The sequence below is a fragment of the Tenacibaculum sp. XPcli2-G genome, assembly GCF_024124505.1.
Taxonomy (GTDB): Bacteria; Bacteroidota; Bacteroidia; order Flavobacteriales; family Flavobacteriaceae; genus Polaribacter; species Polaribacter mesophilus.
Genome location: NZ_JAMXSH010000004.1, coordinates 93,078 through 110,623, shown reverse-complemented (window position 1 = coordinate 110,623; position 17,546 = coordinate 93,078). Strand labels below are relative to the sequence as shown.

The following is a 17,546-nucleotide window of genomic DNA, read 5'->3' as shown; positions in this document are numbered from 1 at the left end:
TATTTAGAATTTAATGAATAATAGAATAAAAAGAATAATACTTTTAAAAAATAAGAAATTGTAATTTTTGTAGCTTTAATAAAAGTTTTTATCATCTCGTAAAACTTTTAAAAAATGGAAACCATAGATTTCAAAACCTTCGTTGTAATAAAATTTATGAGACTTCCTATTAGCAGTGTACGTGTTTAATTCAACTGCCTCGCACCCTTTAGATTTAGTGTAATTATATATCCACTTGAAAAGCTGTTTTCCAACACTTTTACCTCTATAAGTTTCATGTATAACTACATGATCTGGCTCTACACTTTTACCAATATAGTGCCTAGTACTATACCAAAGCCCGCAAATACCTATAAGCTTGTTGTTGTCATAAACACCTATACATTCGTAGTTAGGGTATGCTACCATTTCTATCACTCTGTTTTTTAAAATATCATGTGGTGTTGTGGTGTTAACTTTATGTAAAAGAGGAAGGATAATAAGAATATCTTCTTTACTAATGAGGTTAAATTTTATATTCATTCTGTATTTTTGGATTAAAGAAATTTTAGATGATAAAAATAAAAAATATATCAGCTCAAGAAACTTATAATATTAGATTAACGGTTTTGCGTAATAATATAGATTTACCTTATAAGTTTAAAGAAGATGAGTATGGAAGTACATTTCATTTAGGAGCTTTTTACAAAACTAAGTTGGTAGGTGTAGCTTCTTTTATTCAAAATAAAACAGAAGCTATTAAAGGATTGCAATATCAATTAAGAGGAATGGCTACTTTGCCAGAAGTTAGAGGTATGGGGGCAGGAAAGTTACTACTAGAAGAGGCAAAAAGCATTTTAAAAACTAAAAGCATAGACGTTCTGTGGTGTAATGCAAGAGAAGAAGCAGTAGGGTTTTATGAAAATTTAGATTTCGTAATTATAGGTGAGAAGTTTAAGGTGCAAAAGGTAGGTGTTCATTTTAAAATGTACAGTAAAGTATAAATACAAAAAAACCCAAATCAAAAGATTTGGGTTTTGTAGCGAGGAGCAGATTTGAACTGCCGACCTCAGGGTTATGAATCCTGCGCTCTAACCAACTGAGCTACCTCGCCTGATTGCGGGTGCAAATATAATTACTTTTTGGTTTTAAGCAACAAACATTTAAATTTTTTTTTAAAAAATAATTATCTATATTGGCACTCAAACAAAAAAATAAATGAGCAAAGTTAAATTTGAATTAGAGTTTCCTATTCATGCATCTCCAAGTATGTTATATCAATACTTCGCAACACCAGCAGGATTAGAAGAGTGGTTTGCAGATAGAGTTAATTCACGAGGAAAACTGATTACCTTTATTTGGGATGATTCTGAAGAAGAAGCAAAAATAATAACAAAAAAAGCAGATGAACGTATTAAGTTTAAATGGACTGAAAGTGAGGGTGATGATAGTTATTTTGAATTCAGAATTCAAGTAGACCCATTAACAAAAGATGTTGCTGTAATTGTTACAGATTTTGCAGATGATGAAGATGATGTAGAGGAAGCAAAAATGCTTTGGCAAAACCAAATAGAAGAGTTAAAACATACAATAGGAGCTTAACATATTATAATTAATAAGTATTTAAAAAAACTCGGCAATTTTGTCGAGTTTTTTATGGCTAATATTTACCTAAATTGTAAGTTTGCAATTAAAATTTTAGGAAATGGTAAACTTTAATGGAACTTTGGTTTCTGATAACGAAGTGCAAATTTCAACAAAGAATAGGGCTTTTAAGTATGGCGATGCTATTTTTGAAACAATTAAAGTATTAAATGGTAAAGTTGTTTTTGTAGAAGATCACTACTTTAGATTAATGGCATCAATGAGAATGCTTCGTATGAAGATACCTATGAGGTTTACCCTTGAGTTTTTACAAGAAGAAATCCTTAAAGTAACAAAACAATTACCTGAATTTTCTACTTATAGGGTACGATTAACTGTTTTTAGAAAAGATGGTGGCTTATATGCACCCGTTACAAATGAAATAGATTATATTATTGAAGGAGCTCCAATAGAAAATGTAGAGAAAGAGACTTATAGAATGGATGTTTTTAAAGATTTTTATAACTATTCAGGATTGCTTTCAACAATAAAAACAACAAATAGAATGTTAAATACATTAGCAGCCGTTTTTGCAGAAGAAAACGATTTAGATAACTGTATTTTACTAAATGAGCGTAAGGGAGTCGTTGAAACTATTAATGGAAACATCTTTGTAGTAAAAGGAAACACAATAAAAACTCCTGCCTTAACTGAAGGCTGTATCAAAGGAATTATTAGAAAAAAAGTAATTGAAATTATTGAGAAACACGGAGAATACACAATAGATGAAACAACTATTTCTCCTTTTGAGATTCAAAAAGCAGACGAGGTTTTTATAACCAATGCTATTGTAGGAATTCAGCCAGTTACCAATTATCGTAAAAAAGAGTTTTCAACAGTGATAACTAATAAAATTAAAAGTAGCTTAAAACTAGCCATAGTAACTAGCTAAGGTTAGTTCATTTGAATGTCACTAGGAGCGTTAGCCCAAATTTTATATTTGCCTCCTCTTTGTAGTAACTTGTTTTTCCAAAAGTCTCTATCGTTCGCAGTTAAAATATTTTCATAGTCATTCTCTGCTATAAACCAAGAGTTCATTAATAGTTCCTCTTCCAATTGGTTTGCTCCCCAACCAGAATAACCTAAAAAGAAACGAATATCAGTAGATTTTAATTGTTTATTATTTAATAACTCTTTTAACAGGTCAAAATTTCCTCCCCAATAAATACCGTTTGCGACCTCAATACTGTTAGGTAGTAAATGTGGAGCTTTGTGGATAAAATATAAATTATCCTGTTCTACAGGTCCACCTTGGTAGACTGTAAAGTCACAGTCTATTTCAGAAACTAAATCGCTAAGTACATAGTCTAAAGGTCTGTTTAAAATAAAACCCACAGAGCTTTTTTCATTATGTTCAGTAAGTAATACAATAGTTCTTTTAAAAGAGCTATCATTTAAAATTGCTGGTTCAGCAATTAATAACCTACCTTTTTTCGGCTTAAATGCAACCATATTTTTATAGTTTATAAACACTAAGGTAAATAAAATTTTAATAAAACTTTAACAAAAGTGTTAAAAAACCATAAAAAAATAAGGGCTACATTCTTTCTAAAACATTAATGACTTCATTTTTTTTACGAACTGAAACAGGAACAGTTGTTTTGTTTTTTAAAACTAAATATCCTCCATCAGATTTTATGAATTCCTTAATGAATTGAATATTAATTAGATGACTTTGGTGAACTCGTAAAAAATCGTATTCCTTCAACATGTCAGCAAAGTGCTTTAAGGTTTTTCCAACTAATATTTTTTGTCCATCATTCATAAAAAACTCTGTGTAATTATTATCGGACTGACAACGAACAATATCGTCTAAATTTACCACCATAATTTTGTCAGAAGTGTTTAATGAGATCTTTTTAGGACGTTGATTTGGTTTTGAAATGGATTGTTGTAGTACTGTTAGCTGTTCTTTATCGGGTTTAATTTGATTTTTTGCTTTATTAATTGCGCTTGCTAAATCTTCGTTTGAATATGGTTTTAATACATAATCAATAGCAGCAAATTTAAAAGCTTTAATGGCATACTCGTCGCTTGCAGTAACAAAAATAATTTTTGAGGATAGGTTTGGATGAATTTCTAAAACATCAAAACCAGTACCGTCTCCCAGCATAATATCTAAAAATAAAATATCTGGTTGTTGCTTTCGTAAAACTTTTGAAGCTTCAACCACACTTTTAGCAGTACCAATAATTTCAATTTCTGGATGAAATTGAATGAGATCGTTTTGTAACATTTCTAAAGCTGTTGACATATCGTCTACTAAAATTGCAGAAAGTTTTTTCATGTTTTAAAAATCAGTTTTTAAAGGAATTTCAAATAGTACCTTAGTTCCTGTTACTTTTCCTTCATTATATAATTCAATAATGGAAAAAGCTCCCTTTTTTGAGAGGTTTCGAATTCGTTCTTGCGTAACTTTTAAAGCTACGGATTTATGTGAGCTAACTTTTTTAAGTTCTTTTGATTGATGAATACCAATACCGTTATCTATTATTTCAGAATGTAAAAGATCATTTTTTATTGAAAAACTGATCCTAATTTTTCCATTTTCAACAGAAGAGATTCCGTGTTTTATACTGTTTTCAACAAAAGGTTGTATTAGCATTGGTGGAATTAGAATTTCTTCAGGTTCAATAGAAAGATTTGTGGTTATTGAATATTCAAAGGTATTTGAGTTTATTTGCTGTTCTAGCTCAATATAATTTTTTAGTGTGGTAATTTCTTCAGCTAAGCTAATTTCTTCTTGTCTAGAATTGTGTAAAACACCACGTAAAAGTGTAGCAAATTTACTAATGGTTGTATTTAATTCAACTGATTTCCCTGAGTTACCCAATGCCTTAATTCCATTTAAAACATTAAAAATAAAATGCGGATTCATTTGAAGTTGTAAGGCTTTTTGCTCTAGAGATATCAAATGATTTTCCAGTTCTAACTTTGCAACTTTAGCTTTATTTTTAGCTTGAATTCTTCTGATATATGACCAAACAATGAGTGTTAAAATTATGCTGGCTACTCCAATGGTAGACCAAATAAACCAACTTTTTTTATAGATAGGAGTATCAATATAAAAATTAAACTCAATAGGAGGGCTTTCTACTTTTCCAATTCTTGATTGAGCTGAAAAAGTATAATTTCCTGGAGAAAGATAAGCTAAGTCAATAGCGCTTTTAGTACTCCAAGGACTGGTTTGATTGTTGAGCGTATAGCGATACTCCAATTTATTAGAGTTACTAATATTTATTGTTTTGTAATAAAAAGAGATATGGTTTTTATCTGCAGGGAGTTTTAGAGTTTTAGCGTAGTTATTGATGTTAATGCTATCTATAGGAGTAAAAACTACCTCAATATTTTCAAAAGAAATGGAAGGCTTTTTTTGTATTGGTTTGTCACTTTTAATAAAGTAAACTCCTTTATCTTTTGTAGAAACCCAAGTGTTATTTTCGTTGTCTTGAAAGGTACTGGTAATTTTATTGGTAGTTAAGCTGTTATATTTATTAATATTTTTAACGAAATTAAAATTAGCATCTAGTACTTCAATACCATTATCCTCAGAGATAATCCAAAATTGATTATTAATTTTTTTAATTTCAATAACATTTTGTGCAGTGATGCTTTGTGTTTCTACTTCGTTATTTTTAATGAATTTAAGCCCTTTGTTATAAGTGGTAGCAATTATCGTTTTTTCGTTAATTAAAAGAGAAGTGTAATTATTTACATCAATTCTTTTTAAAACTTTAGGATTGATAAGCTTATCAAGCTTCCACAAAGATTTATTAGTAGCTATCCAGTAAAATTTTCCATCAAATAACATATCGTTAATCTGATTTAAATCAATTTGAAAGTTGGTACGAAGAGGAGAGAGATAGTTTTCACGAACTCTAACAATCCCTTTATTAGTACCTAAAAAAGTATGGTTTTTAACGGTTAAAATACAGTTAACATTGTTGCCTTCAAAATTAGTAAATCCATGATGTTTTTTTATACTTAAACCTTTGTCAGTACCTATAAAAAGAGTATTTCCTTTTGAAGAAATGATATTAACGTTGTTGGAAATAAGTCCGTTTTTTGTAGTAAAAGTAGTAAACTCATTTCCGTTAAATTGAATTAGTCCGTTGTTAGAAGCTAACCATACATAACCAGTTTTATCTTGAGCGCCACTATTTATATGTAGACTAGGTAAACCATTATTTTTTGTATAGGTTTTTAAAGGTTGGTTTTGGGCAGAAACATTTATCAGACCACAGATAAAACAGCAAAGTAGTAAAAAAACAAAATTTTGTACTGAGTGTTTTTGAGTACTCAATACAAAATTGTTTCTCATAGCTGTTTTTGTAATATGATATTGGGTTTTCATCATAACAAAAGTACTTAAATAAAACGTCATTACGAAGGGAAGGAGGTTGAAGTAATTACTTTTATTATGAGGTTTTCCTAGGTTCGTAATGACGTTTGTTCAACAATTATTAGTTATTTCATAGCGTATAAACGCTTATTATTAGTATCTGGTTTTACATGTTCTAACTCTCCATAAGGTTTCGTTAAAGGTTTTAAAACACATAGAGCAGAAGATTTCCCTTTTATAATTAACTGACTGTTTTTTACAGTATAGGTCCATCTAAATTTCTCTACAGGAATATTTGTTTTTTCAACTTCTTTCATTAAAGCTTCTTCGCTTGCAATAAAATCCATAATTTCTTCTTGCATTACAAAGTGAGGAATTTCGTTATCAGAGTTATGGTAATCTAACTCTAGATTTACAGGAATGGTATACTGAATAGTATAAGGCTCTCCCACATAACGCTCTCTTTCATTGTTTAAAGCGTCGTACCAAGCAATTTCTTTTTCTTCTGGATATTTTTTAGCGATTTCTTTTGATAAATCTACTTTACCAGGAGAGTTTGCTGTTGGATAAAATACATAGTACGGTTGAGCTAAATAATGGTTAGAAAACTCTCCTCCAAAAACATTGTAGTATGGTGATGCAACTACTTGAGGAATTTTATTTTCAGTTATAAAAGCACTTTTTAAAGTGTTTATTAAATCAGTGTTTTCTGCCAATTGATTGGTATGAAAAATAATTCTAGTGTCATCAGTAATAGCTTCACTTTTTACAGAAGGTAATGCACCTTTAGTAATTGTTTTTTGTAACGTTTCAGCAGTTACTTTATCTCCATTAACTACAGTTTCTAAGTTCATTGCTCTAAAAGGGTTGTTGTTATTTACGATATGAACTTCTCCGTAAGGATTTTCAGTAGTATTGTTGTTCATCCAAGAAATAATTTCTTCTACTGAATATTTGCCATTAATTATTTCGTAGTTTTTTTCTTTGAAATATACTCTGGCACTATCGTAAAAATGGCTGTTTCCTTTATCATTCCCTGTAATAAATACTATGGGTTTTCTGTATTCCACAGCTAGTTTTTCAATAGTTTCCTCTGTGGTAGCAATGTTTCCCTGTTCTTGATTTTTGTTGTCATTTTTTGTGTTATCACAACTAGAAAATACTCCGATTAGTAGTAGTAATCCCATTACTGTACCTACTTTTAAAATGTTTTGTTTCATAGTTTTTTGTTTTAAGGTTAATATAGTTACTGTTATTGTTGTAAAATGATGGTTACATCCTTTCCTAAATTTATACTAGTTGATAGTTTGTTTAAGATGTTAGGAAGGTTTCGGTCGTTAATCCACTGACCGTTTTCTTGTTTTTCAACAGAAGCGATTAATCCGCTTGTGTTTATTTGTAATTTTAAACTTGTGTATTTCTCTAAATACATTTTTAATACTGATAAATAATTGTTGTTTGACCACATAATTGTTGTTTTTATATGATCAAAATTACCACAGAAGTACAGGTAGATTTGGAGTAAATTAGAATTCGTAGTAGATAAATTAGAATTCGTTGATTTTTATAGGAAAGGCAATTAAATGTAGAAAACATATACCCAATTATCCAGTAGTAACCTGATAATTGGGTAATCTAAATATCTTGATTGTATTCTAACAGAAAAGCTGTTTTTTTATCTATTAATAACAATCTGTTTTAATTTGATTCTTCTTTTTAAAGTAGTCTAAAGATGTGTTTAGTTTAGTTGAAGTTATTTGTTCTAATACCTTCTCAACGCCTTTTAGCATTTTGATTGAACCACAAATCATAATAGTTCCTCCGTTTTGTAAAACAGTAGTAATTATAGTTTCTTTTTTTAGTAATAAATCTTGCACATATTCTTTTTCTTTTTCTTGAGAATAAGCAATATGAATGTTATCTTTCTCTATGTTTTTTAACAAAGGAGCGTACATTCTTAGCGACTCTTTAGTTCTACCACCCCAGAATAGATGCGCTTTTGTGCCGTTTTTATGTTGCAGCATTCCTAAAAAAGGAGCGATACCTGTTCCGTTAGCAATTAAGACTACTTCTTTCTTCCTTTTAGGAAAATAGAAGTCTTTATTTTGTTGAATGCTTGCTTGAATTATTTCGTTTTCCTCTAGTTGATAAAGTAAGTTAGAGCACACTCCAAGGTCATGTTTTTTAATACTTAGTATGATGTCATTATCTATTTTTCCAACAGAATATAAACGTTCAATATTGTCTTCTTTAGGAGTTATAGCTAACAAGTCACCAGAGTTAAAACGAATTTTTTTAGTTGGCTGTAAACGGATTAAAAAAGAATCGTCGTTGTTTAGATCAGTTTTAGAAACTGTGGTGAAAGTTTGTTGTTTTTTATGCTTTTTTACCTCTTGTGTTAGTTCAAACTGTATGTTAGTTTTTTTACTCCATAAATGTCCCCAAGTTTTAAAATCTTGAAAAGACTGGTTGTTAATTTTATAAACAGGTAACAGAGGTGTAAACTCTGGGAGTTGTTGTAGTTTACTATTTATATCAATAGCAAATTGACAAAAATGAGGATATGCTCTGGAGCCAAAACCAACTATTGAATAGTTAATCTTATTTTGAATAGCTGTTTGTTGAAATAGTTGTAAAAATTTAGAAGCGTTAGAAGGAGCTTCACCTTCTCCGTAAGTTGAAGTTAATATAATTAGATGTTTCGCATTTTTGTACGAAGTGTAATTGTTTAAGATATCGATAAAAACTGGGATGCTTTTTTTGATTAAAGCATTGTGTAAAGAGGAAGCAAAAGGGTAGGTGTTGTTTGTTTCTGAGCCTACTAATATGATAATTTCTGCATTGTCTTTATTAGTTTTATTTTTAGGAAGTGAGCTTTTTTGCGCTCTTTTGACGGTCATTGCAAACCCTGAATAGATAAAAAACAGGATAGATATTGAAGAAAGTAATAATACTATTGACCAAATGATTGTTCCGTTTCCTGTATGTAATAACAAACTCCAGTTTAGAAGTATGCTAGTTAACGAAAGGTTTTCTTTACTGATTATATTCCCTGTATATTGATGAATTAGTACTTCACTATCATTTAGTTTCACAAAAAAGTAATCTTCTTCGTCTTCAGAAAAAGGGAACTCAACACTTTTTACTTCATTCAAAGTAGTGTTTTTAAATACTGGAAATTCAAGAAGTGTTATTTTTTCTTTTGAAGAAGCTAAAGAAAAATCATAAGAGTGATTAATTTTTTCCACAGGTAAAACAGAAAACCTATCTAACGATAAATATACACCTGTTAGTGTGATGATAATGATAGGAACAAGTGTGTAACGACCAATAATAATGTGGTAATACTGTTCAAAATTCTCCTTTACAATTTTAGAAAAAAGCTTTTTAAAGCCTCCTTGTCGTTTAGTAATTAGAATGAGTCCTGTGATAGCAATTAAGCAAAGTAAAAAAGAAATAAAGCCAACAATAAATCTTCCTGTAGACTTCAAAAATAAAGATCTGTGTAAGCTCGTGGCAAACTGAAAAATTGGTTTCTTTTTTTCGATATCACCTAATTTTTCACCTGTGTTTGGGTTTACATAAAATGTGTCACTTTTTCCTTCTTTGGTAACTACCGAGGCTGATACAAAATCATTCTCATCAATAGTGATAGAAATTACTTCGTCATATTGTTTTTGCAGTACAGAAATTGTTTGAGCAAGTGTAATTTCTTTTGTGTTAGAAATATTATAGTCTGAAAGCTGTTTTGAAATAGGTTCAAAAGCTAAAATAATACCTGTTAATGAAGCAACAAGTAAAAAAAGAAAAGAAGATATAGCCAATGTTAAGTGGCTATATCTCCATATAGAAGTGGTCATTTTTGTTAGCTATTTCTATTGATAAAATTACTGAGGCATTAAACGGATGTAACGAATAAATCCATTTCCTTCAAATTTACCTTTAAGGTTGTTGGTAGTTAATTCAAACTCTACATCGTCTTTGTAGTATTCTTGATCTTCTACAGCCGATTCAAATCTGATTTTATATCCTTTATCAATTTTATCGTTGTCAATTTTTAATACGGTAATCGCTCTGTTACCTCCACTAATTGTTGCTCCTGTGATAGCGTCAATATCTGTACGAACCTTACCTTGGAATTTCCACCACTCGGTAATGTCAGAGTACCACTCTTCATCATCACCTTGAACGTATAATGTTTGTTCGTATTTTCCATTAGGGTTTAATAATGAAATAGCAATATATGCACCTTCACCAGTATAATTTTTCATCTGAATCATACATTTATATGTGGCACTATCATTTATGTTAAAAGCCATTATTGTGAATACAGTAATAAAAAGAGCTATGATTTTTTTCATTTTTTATTGATTTATTTTAATACCAAATCGTGTGTAATTGTATTTACACACGACTTGGTACATAAGTTTATTTTAAAAAGTTAATATCTATATTTTTCCTGTTTAAAATTTCATTTTCCTTAGCTAAATCGTGTACCGTTTCATCAAAATCAGTAGTAATTGATTTTTTAGCTCCAATGCTTAATAAATATTTAATTACATCAGTATTATTAGCTTGCATAACAGCTAAATGTAGTGGGGTTAAACCTTCATTGTTTTTTGCATTCACATCAATTTTTAAAGTGTTGATTTTTTTAAGTAAATCGATGTTGTTTTTTTCTACAGCAATATGAAACAATGTATTTTTATTGGCTTGAAGTTGTGTTAAGTTTAATCCGTTATTGGCTAAAAGACTCATTTTTTCATTAAAATCGTTCACTTTTTTAGGATGATAACTTTTAACTAAATAATAAGCTAAAGAGTTTCCTTTATCATCTTTTATTTGAATATCAGCCTCGTTTTTTACTAAATAATCTACCACAGCTTCTGAGTTGTATTCAACAGCATACGTAAGTGCTGAATGTCCTTTTTTATTAGTGTGATTAATATTCTTTGTTTTTTCTGATAATAACTGAACAATTTCTAAAGAGTTTCTACTAGCTGCGATAATTAAAGGAGTGTTACCGTTATCGTCAATTTGATTAGCATTTACACCTTTATCAAGGAAGTAGTTAAAGGTATTTAAATCTTTGTTACCACGAGCTAAATTATGAAGCGGTGTTTTTCCATCATTATTAGTTATGTTTGGTTTGATACCTAAACTTTCTAAATATTTAAAAAACTCCAAAGAATTATAACCGCTACGAGAACCTTGAGTAGCTAATAACATAGCATTACCTCCTTTTTTATTTAGGTTTTTATAAGGCAATCCTTTTTTTATTAAAAGAGTTAAAATTTCTTTATTACCTTTTTTAGCAGCGTAGTTAAAAGCACCATTACCATCTTTGTCAACATTATGTACGCTCAACCCTTTTGAAGTAAGGTAGTCCACAAACGATAAATCTTTTAAGCTTGGTAGTACTAATAATAAAGCATTAGCCCCGTGCTCGTCAACATCTGTTTTTATATCAATTCCGTTTTGAATACAAAGTTCATAAATTTCTTTATTTGTTTGCCCTGCATTCGCCGCAAAAGTTAACGGAGATAATTGATGAGAGTCTTTTAAATCCATACGAGCATTATTGGCTATCAAATGCTTCATAATTTCAACATTGTTTTTATAGGCAGCCCAAAAAACATAAGTTCTTTTATCGTGTGTTATCTTGTTAACATCATTTCCTTTTTTAGTAAGTAAATGTTTGATTACTTTATTTGGAGCACTGGCTAAGATAGCGTAGGTAACAGCATCAAACCCATTTGGGTTTAATGCTGTTGCGCTATTTCCTTCTTTTATTTTTTCTTCAACGAGTTGAATAGTAGGTTTTTCTTGCCAAAAAGATCTTTCAAAAAATATATTTTTTGTTTGCGCTTGAATTGTACTCATAAAAAGTACAAAGGCAAATATTATATGTTGTTTTTTCATAATAAATTAAAATTTATAACGTAATGTTGAACCAAAACTAGCAGGCTCTATTCTGTTAATATAACTTGTACGGTAGGCGTTGTAGCCTATTTCGTCAAAGATATTATTTCCAAATACATCAATACTTAATTTCTCATTAAATTTGTAAGAAGCCTGTACATTAACTGTAGTGTACGATTTTAAATCGAATGGTTTTGTATCAGGAGTAACCCCTGTATGCGTATAGTTTCTAGACCACACATTGTGCGGACGTTCTCCTAAGTAATAAGCCCCGGCACCGATAGATAAACCATTTAAAGATTTTTTAAATGCATAACGTGCCCAAAAATTTGCCGTATGTTTTGGAGTGTTAATAGGTCTTGAGTTATAGTAATATGATGCATGATCCTTGTATTTAGCATCTAAATAAGAATATCCTCCTATAACTTCTAAATTAGGAAGGATACGACCTATTAATTCTACTTCTACACCATTTCTCACATCATCACCTCCTTGTGTATAATAACCTAAACTATTACCAGCATTGTCATAAACAGGTAAGTTTAAATTTTTACTTGAGGTATAAAATGTAGTAACATTAAAACGTAAAGCATTATTAAACCAAGTAGATTTTATCCCTGTTTCTATTTGATCCCAACGTTCTGTACCTAATTCGTTACCGTCAACATCCGTATAAAAAGAAGTTCTAGGATCTGAGCTGCTAGCATATGAACCAAAAATGATAATATTTTCATTAGGCTTTAAATTAAACCCTAATAACGGATTAAAGGCATCATCACTTTTAGATTCATCTAAAGGTCTACCTATAAAGCTACCTCTAGTTCTTTTCATAGTGGTATAACGTAATCCTAAGAAAATATCTGCCCAGTCTGTGAGGCTTATTTTATCTTGTACCGTAATTCCATATGACTCTGTTCTAGATCCTGAATCTCTTGCAGGGTTTCGTGTAATGTTAACTCCGTTAGGAAGTGTATTATCTATAGGCTGTAACACATCTATAATATCTGCGTATTTATTGTTAGAAGCATATTGTGTAGCATAGGCTATATTATCAAATTCAGAAGTTCTAAAGTCTGCACCAATTTGAAAAGTATGTTTTAAAAAGCCTGTTTCTATATCTTTTCCTACCAAATCTAATTGTAATACACTATTATTATCTTTTCTTCCAGAAGCATAATACTCTCTATAACGTTGGTTGTCTGGTAAAACAGGTAAACCATTTCTAGGGTCTCCTTGAAAAGCGTAAGAAGTTTCAGTATCTATATCTAAATCAGAAACAAAATATCCTGCTTTTATGCTTATTTTATCAGTTAGTTTTCTATCTGCTCTAATGGCATAGGTTAGGTTTTTGGTAGTAACATTATCAGAATCATATCCCATAAAGTTATTGTTAGGTAATTTATAAATGTTGTTTACATCATAAGTTCCTAAGTTAAGAGTTCCTTGATCAGGAGTTCTACTATCATGCATGTAATCCATTTCTAATGTAATGGTAGTTTTCTCATCTGGTCTCCAAGCGTATGATGGGTTCACATAAAAACGTTCAGAACCAACATGGTCTCTAAAACTGTCTGCTTTGTCATAAGAACCAGCAATTCTAAAGGCATGTTTTTTATTGGTATCAATAGGTCCATAAACGTCAAAAGTAGGACGTAATTTCCCGAAACTACCTGCTCTAAAAGTAACTTCTCCACCTGTGTAAAATTTAGGAGTTTTAGTCACTACATTAATAACACCACCAGCAGAACCTAAATCACCACCTAAACCTTGGCTAATAGCAGATATTCCTTTCAATACTTGAATGTTGTCAACACCAGCCATATCGGTAATAATTCCAGTTCCTCTAAAATCTGAGTTTATACGAACTCCATTTTTTAATAAAGGAATTCCTCTAAAACCTCTTAAAGACATACTTTCTTTGGTGTTTCCGTAGGTGGCAAAGGTATATACACCGGCTACGTTTTTGGTAACATCGCTTAGAGTTAAAGCGTTTTGTTGATCGATAAGTTTATGTGATAAGACTGAAATACTTTGTAATTGCTCATTAGGAGCTAAAGGTAGTCTAGTAAGTGTTTCTAGTTTTTCAGCTCTTTTATCTCTTGCTCCAAAAAGTTCAACTTCATCAAGTTGAGTGTCTGATTTTAAAATAAAAACTAAATTTTTAATGTCTCCTTTTACCACTATTTTTTGTGATGATTGATTGAATCCTACAGCGCTTACAATAAGCTTATGATTAGAGTTTGGAACATTTGTTATAGTAAAACGACCATTTTCATTGGTTTCGGCTCCTAATTTAGTTCCTTTAATAAATACATTCGCATAAGGAATAGTTTCATTGTTTTCTGATTTTACAACTCCTTGTAGGGTTGCTTGACTATACATTGTTTGAATACAACTACATAAAAGTAGTACGGTTGCAATAATTCTCATTTTTTTTCCTCTTTGAGAGATTTGTTTTAAAATATTTAATTTTTCGTTTAGGTATAACTATAAAATGCTTTGAAACGCTTTTATTTTTTTACAAAAGATTCTATTGTTTCATTTATTTGTTGTTCTTCAGATACTTTTTCGGAGAATAAATGCTTGTATAAAGGTTTGTTGTTTACTTTAGTTTCTAAAGAGAGGTTAGTGTTTCTTCCATAAACTTCATCCCATTTAGATCTAACTTTTTGCCATTTCACACTGTTTTTTTTCCACCAGTCTTGAGCAGCTTTACATTTATTATCATCTACTTTTACGTAGGTGTTGTACCCTTTTTCATGAGCTATAACAATATCTTTTTTACCTTCTTCTCTTATGATTTTTTTGTTATCTTGATCGTGTAACCAACCATAGTTTGTGATTTCATGACGGTTACCTCTTTCAGTTACATTATAATCGCTTCTTTTGGTATATTCTCTTCTTGGTAAGGGTGCATCTGTAGTATTTTCCCAGTAACTTTTTCCGTCTACATGTACCCAAGTACCAGAGCCTTCGTATCGTGGACTATCGTCTACTTGATATACTTTTTGTGTCCACTGTTTTTTTACTTCTGATTTTGGTTTGTTTTTATAAAGCCAATTGTTATTTCCATTGAACATATAAAAATCAGTGTTTTCGTACAACCAATCTTGTCTCCAATGTTTTACAATATGAGGATTTGCAGGATTTCCTACCTGTAGTAAGTGTTGAATTGAAATTTTATCATTTTCGTCAACAATTAAACCTGCCCACTCTAAAGCTTTATCTGTTTTTGTTTTGGAAGGTTTGTATAGAGAGTCTTTACTAAAGTTAAATGTTTCAGCAAAGTTGAAAGTAACTTCATAACAACCACACATTTTTTTTATAGCTGCTCTATCTTTTTTCTTCTTGTTTTGAGCGTTAATTGTAAGTGCAGATAGTATTAATAAACCACCTAAAAGTATTTTTTTCATCGTGAGTTTTGTTTGAATTTATTTTTTGACAAAAATATAACTTTTATTTAGATTGATTAAAAATAAAGAATATATTTGCAGAAAATTATTAAGAATGTTTCTAAATAACAAAGTGGTTTTTTTATTGATGCTTTTAGCATGTCAAGTCTTTTCTCAAGAAAAAGAAGAGGTAAGACGTGATAGTACTCATTATAATAAATTGGAAGAGGTTGTTGTAACAGGGCAGTATAATCCTAAATCGATTAAGAAATCGGTATACAATGTAACTATCATAGATAAAAAACAAATAGAAAGTCAAGCAGCTAATAATTTAGCGGATGTATTAAACTTTAAACTAAACTTAACAGTTATACCAAATTCTCAGTCAGGTAAATCAACTATTTCAATGTTTGGTTTAGATTCTCAATACTTTAATATTTTGATAGATAACGTTCCGTTAGTTAGTGATAACGGAATTGGAAATAACATTGATTTAACTCAAATAAATTTAGATGATGTTGAGCGTATAGAATTGGTTGAAGGAGCGATGGGAGTTGAGTACGGAGCTAATTCGGTATCGGGAGTAATTAATATTATAACAAAAAAATCATCTCAAAATAAATGGAACATTCAAGCAGCAATACAAGAAGAAACTGTAAGTAATGAGTATGCTTTATTTAATGAGGGTAAACATATACAGAGTGTTAATTTGGCTCATAATTTTTCTGAAAACTGGTTTGGTAGAGTGAGTTTTAATAGAACAGATTTTACAGGTTTTTTAGATGATAGAAAAGGAAGAGATTATTATAAGAATGATTTACTAAGGGGGTATAGTTGGTTGCCGAAAGAGCAGATAAATGCCACTGGTTTTTTGAATTATAAAAAAGATCAACTTAACTTGAGTTATAAATTTAATTATTATAATGATAATGTAAACTTTTACAATCCAAAAGTTGATGACAATATTGATGTAGACTCACAAACTAGTAATCCGTTTGCGTTAGATCGTGTTTTCAAAACAGAGAGATTTGTAAATAATATTAATTTGAATGGGGTTTTAGCATCGGGGAGCCCTTATTCCTTCTCAGCTTCTTATCAAACACAAAAACGACGTTTAAATAAGTTTACTTATTTTATTTTATCTGGAAATAAAACAAATGAGGAAGATAAAGTATATCAATCAAGCAATGTTTTCTTTTCAAAAGGTACTATTTCAAACTTTATAAAAAGTAATCGTCATAATTTTCAGTTAGGTTATGAAGCTCGTTATATAGAAGGATTCGATACGCAGGCCTCTGGTGAGGTTACTCAACAAGATAAAACACGTACTCAGGGTAATTATGCTTTATTTGGTTCTTCTGAAGTAAAATTTTCAGATGCCTTAATGGTTCGTCCTGGCTTAAGGTATGAATACAATTCTTTATTTCATTCTAAATTACAAAGCTCTTTAAGTGCTCGTTATTTATTTAAAAATGGATTTGAACTTAGAGGTAATATAGGTACTTCGTATAGAACTCCAAGTTTTCAAGAGCTATATTATTATTTTGTTGACTCTAATCATGACGTAAGAGGAAATGAAAATTTAAATCCAGAAAGTGGATATTCTGCTTCAATTAATTTAAAGAAAAGAAGTTGGTTTGACGATTCTAATATAGCATTGTTAAATAGTTTAAAAATAGACTATTTAAATCTGGAAGATAAAATAGATTTAGCAATTGTTAATTCGTCACCTCTACAATATCAATACATAAACGTTGATGCTTATAAACTATGGGGGGTCTCTTCAAGAAATACAATAAAAGCAAATAACTGGTCTTTTAATTTAGGAGCTAATTTACAAGGAATAGCTCAGGTAGCTAACAATGAAATAAATGCACAAAATGACTTTTTGTATTCCTTTCAATTAACTACGAGTGCTAGCTATAAAATAAAAAAATGGGATACAATAATAACTTTATTATTAAAGCATAACGGAGAACAACAAAATTATATAGCTTCAGGTACAGATGAAAATAAAAACTCAACTTTCACAAAAACAACTACGCAAGCTTATAATTGGTTGGATGCTTCTGTGCAAAAATCATTTTTAAACAAAAAACTACAAGCTACAATAGGAGCCAGAAATTTATTTGATGTTACCAGTGTTAATGTAAGTAACGCAGCTACAACAGGCGCACATTCAACAAACAATAATTCTCTATTGTTAGGCTATGGTCGTTCATACTATTTAAAACTATTATATAATATTAAATTTTAAAATTAATAAC

15 protein-coding genes and 1 tRNA gene are annotated in these 17,546 nt (G+C 30.1%); 4 read left to right on the top strand and 12 right to left on the bottom strand.

Features of this window, described 5'->3' with window-relative positions; all coding sequences use genetic code 11:
• Positions 1 to 75: 75 nt before the first annotated feature.
• Complete coding sequence (locus NH341_RS11440; protein ID WP_047789235.1) at positions 76 to 522, bottom strand: GNAT family N-acetyltransferase; 447 nt, start codon at positions 520 to 522, stop codon at positions 76 to 78.
• Positions 523 to 551: 29 nt separating this feature from the next.
• Here NH341_RS11440 and NH341_RS11435 point away from each other — a divergent pair, with 29 nt between their 5' ends.
• Positions 552 to 983, top strand: a complete 432-nt coding sequence (locus tag NH341_RS11435) for a GNAT family N-acetyltransferase (protein ID WP_047789234.1) — start codon at positions 552 to 554, stop codon at positions 981 to 983.
• A 36-nt stretch (positions 984 to 1,019) separates the two neighbouring features.
• On the opposite strand, the gene NH341_RS11430 is transcribed toward NH341_RS11435, so the two are convergent.
• Positions 1,020 to 1,093 (bottom strand) — tRNA-Met (locus NH341_RS11430).
• Between the two features lie 104 nt (positions 1,094 to 1,197).
• Here NH341_RS11430 and NH341_RS11425 point away from each other — a divergent pair.
• Both NH341_RS11425 and NH341_RS11420 read left to right on the top strand, forming a co-directional pair.
• A complete protein-coding gene (locus NH341_RS11425) occupies positions 1,198 to 1,581 on the top strand; it encodes an START-like domain-containing protein (protein ID WP_047789233.1) in 384 nt (127 codons plus the stop codon).
• A gap of 103 nt (positions 1,582 to 1,684) precedes the next feature.
• Positions 1,685 to 2,515 (top strand): aminotransferase class IV, encoded by an 831-nt coding sequence (locus NH341_RS11420; protein WP_047789232.1) that lies wholly within the window; start codon positions 1,685 to 1,687, stop codon positions 2,513 to 2,515.
• Positions 2,516 to 2,517: 2 nt separating this feature from the next.
• Here NH341_RS11420 and NH341_RS11415 read toward each other — a convergent pair whose 3' ends face one another.
• From NH341_RS11415 to NH341_RS11370, 10 genes are all read right to left on the bottom strand, one after another.
• Positions 2,518 to 3,075 (bottom strand): YqgE/AlgH family protein, encoded by a 558-nt coding sequence (locus tag NH341_RS11415; RefSeq protein WP_073181203.1) that lies wholly within the window; start codon positions 3,073 to 3,075, stop codon positions 2,518 to 2,520.
• 85 nt (positions 3,076 to 3,160) lie between these two features.
• On the bottom strand, positions 3,161 to 3,910 hold the full coding sequence (locus tag NH341_RS11410; protein WP_159492430.1) for a LytTR family DNA-binding domain-containing protein: 750 nt from the start codon (positions 3,908 to 3,910) through the stop codon (positions 3,161 to 3,163).
• Positions 3,911 to 3,913: 3 nt separating this feature from the next.
• Positions 3,914 to 5,980: a histidine kinase gene (locus NH341_RS11405; protein WP_253056954.1), complete on the bottom strand. Its 2,067-nt coding sequence runs from the start codon at positions 5,978 to 5,980 to the stop codon at positions 3,914 to 3,916.
• A 110-nt stretch (positions 5,981 to 6,090) separates the two neighbouring features.
• The gene (locus NH341_RS11400; RefSeq protein WP_167713535.1) at positions 6,091 to 7,185 is read right to left on the bottom strand and encodes a hypothetical protein; all 1,095 of its coding nucleotides are present in this window, start codon (positions 7,183 to 7,185) and stop codon (positions 6,091 to 6,093) included.
• A gap of 32 nt (positions 7,186 to 7,217) precedes the next feature.
• Positions 7,218 to 7,433: a hypothetical protein gene (locus NH341_RS11395; protein ID WP_253056952.1), complete on the bottom strand. Its 216-nt coding sequence runs from the start codon at positions 7,431 to 7,433 to the stop codon at positions 7,218 to 7,220.
• Between the two features lie 214 nt (positions 7,434 to 7,647).
• On the bottom strand, positions 7,648 to 9,825 hold the full coding sequence (locus NH341_RS11390) for a PepSY domain-containing protein (protein WP_253056950.1): 2,178 nt from the start codon (positions 9,823 to 9,825) through the stop codon (positions 7,648 to 7,650).
• Positions 9,826 to 9,852: 27 nt separating this feature from the next.
• The gene (locus NH341_RS11385; RefSeq protein WP_371875267.1) at positions 9,853 to 10,284 is read right to left on the bottom strand and encodes a DUF2271 domain-containing protein; all 432 of its coding nucleotides are present in this window, start codon (positions 10,282 to 10,284) and stop codon (positions 9,853 to 9,855) included.
• Between the two features lie 109 nt (positions 10,285 to 10,393).
• On the bottom strand, positions 10,394 to 11,887 hold the full coding sequence (locus NH341_RS11380; RefSeq protein ID WP_159492422.1) for an ankyrin repeat domain-containing protein: 1,494 nt from the start codon (positions 11,885 to 11,887) through the stop codon (positions 10,394 to 10,396).
• 6 nt (positions 11,888 to 11,893) lie between these two features.
• A complete protein-coding gene (locus tag NH341_RS11375; RefSeq protein ID WP_253056948.1) occupies positions 11,894 to 14,317 on the bottom strand; it encodes a TonB-dependent receptor in 2,424 nt (807 codons plus the stop codon).
• Positions 14,318 to 14,397: 80 nt separating this feature from the next.
• The gene (locus NH341_RS11370; protein ID WP_253056947.1) at positions 14,398 to 15,300 is read right to left on the bottom strand and encodes a DUF6607 family protein; all 903 of its coding nucleotides are present in this window, start codon (positions 15,298 to 15,300) and stop codon (positions 14,398 to 14,400) included.
• A 94-nt stretch (positions 15,301 to 15,394) separates the two neighbouring features.
• On the opposite strand from NH341_RS11370, the gene NH341_RS11365 reads away from it, so the two are divergent.
• Positions 15,395 to 17,536, top strand: coding sequence for a TonB-dependent siderophore receptor (locus NH341_RS11365; protein WP_253056946.1), 2,142 nt, complete (start codon positions 15,395 to 15,397; stop codon positions 17,534 to 17,536).
• The last annotated feature ends 10 nt before the right edge of the window (positions 17,537 to 17,546 follow it).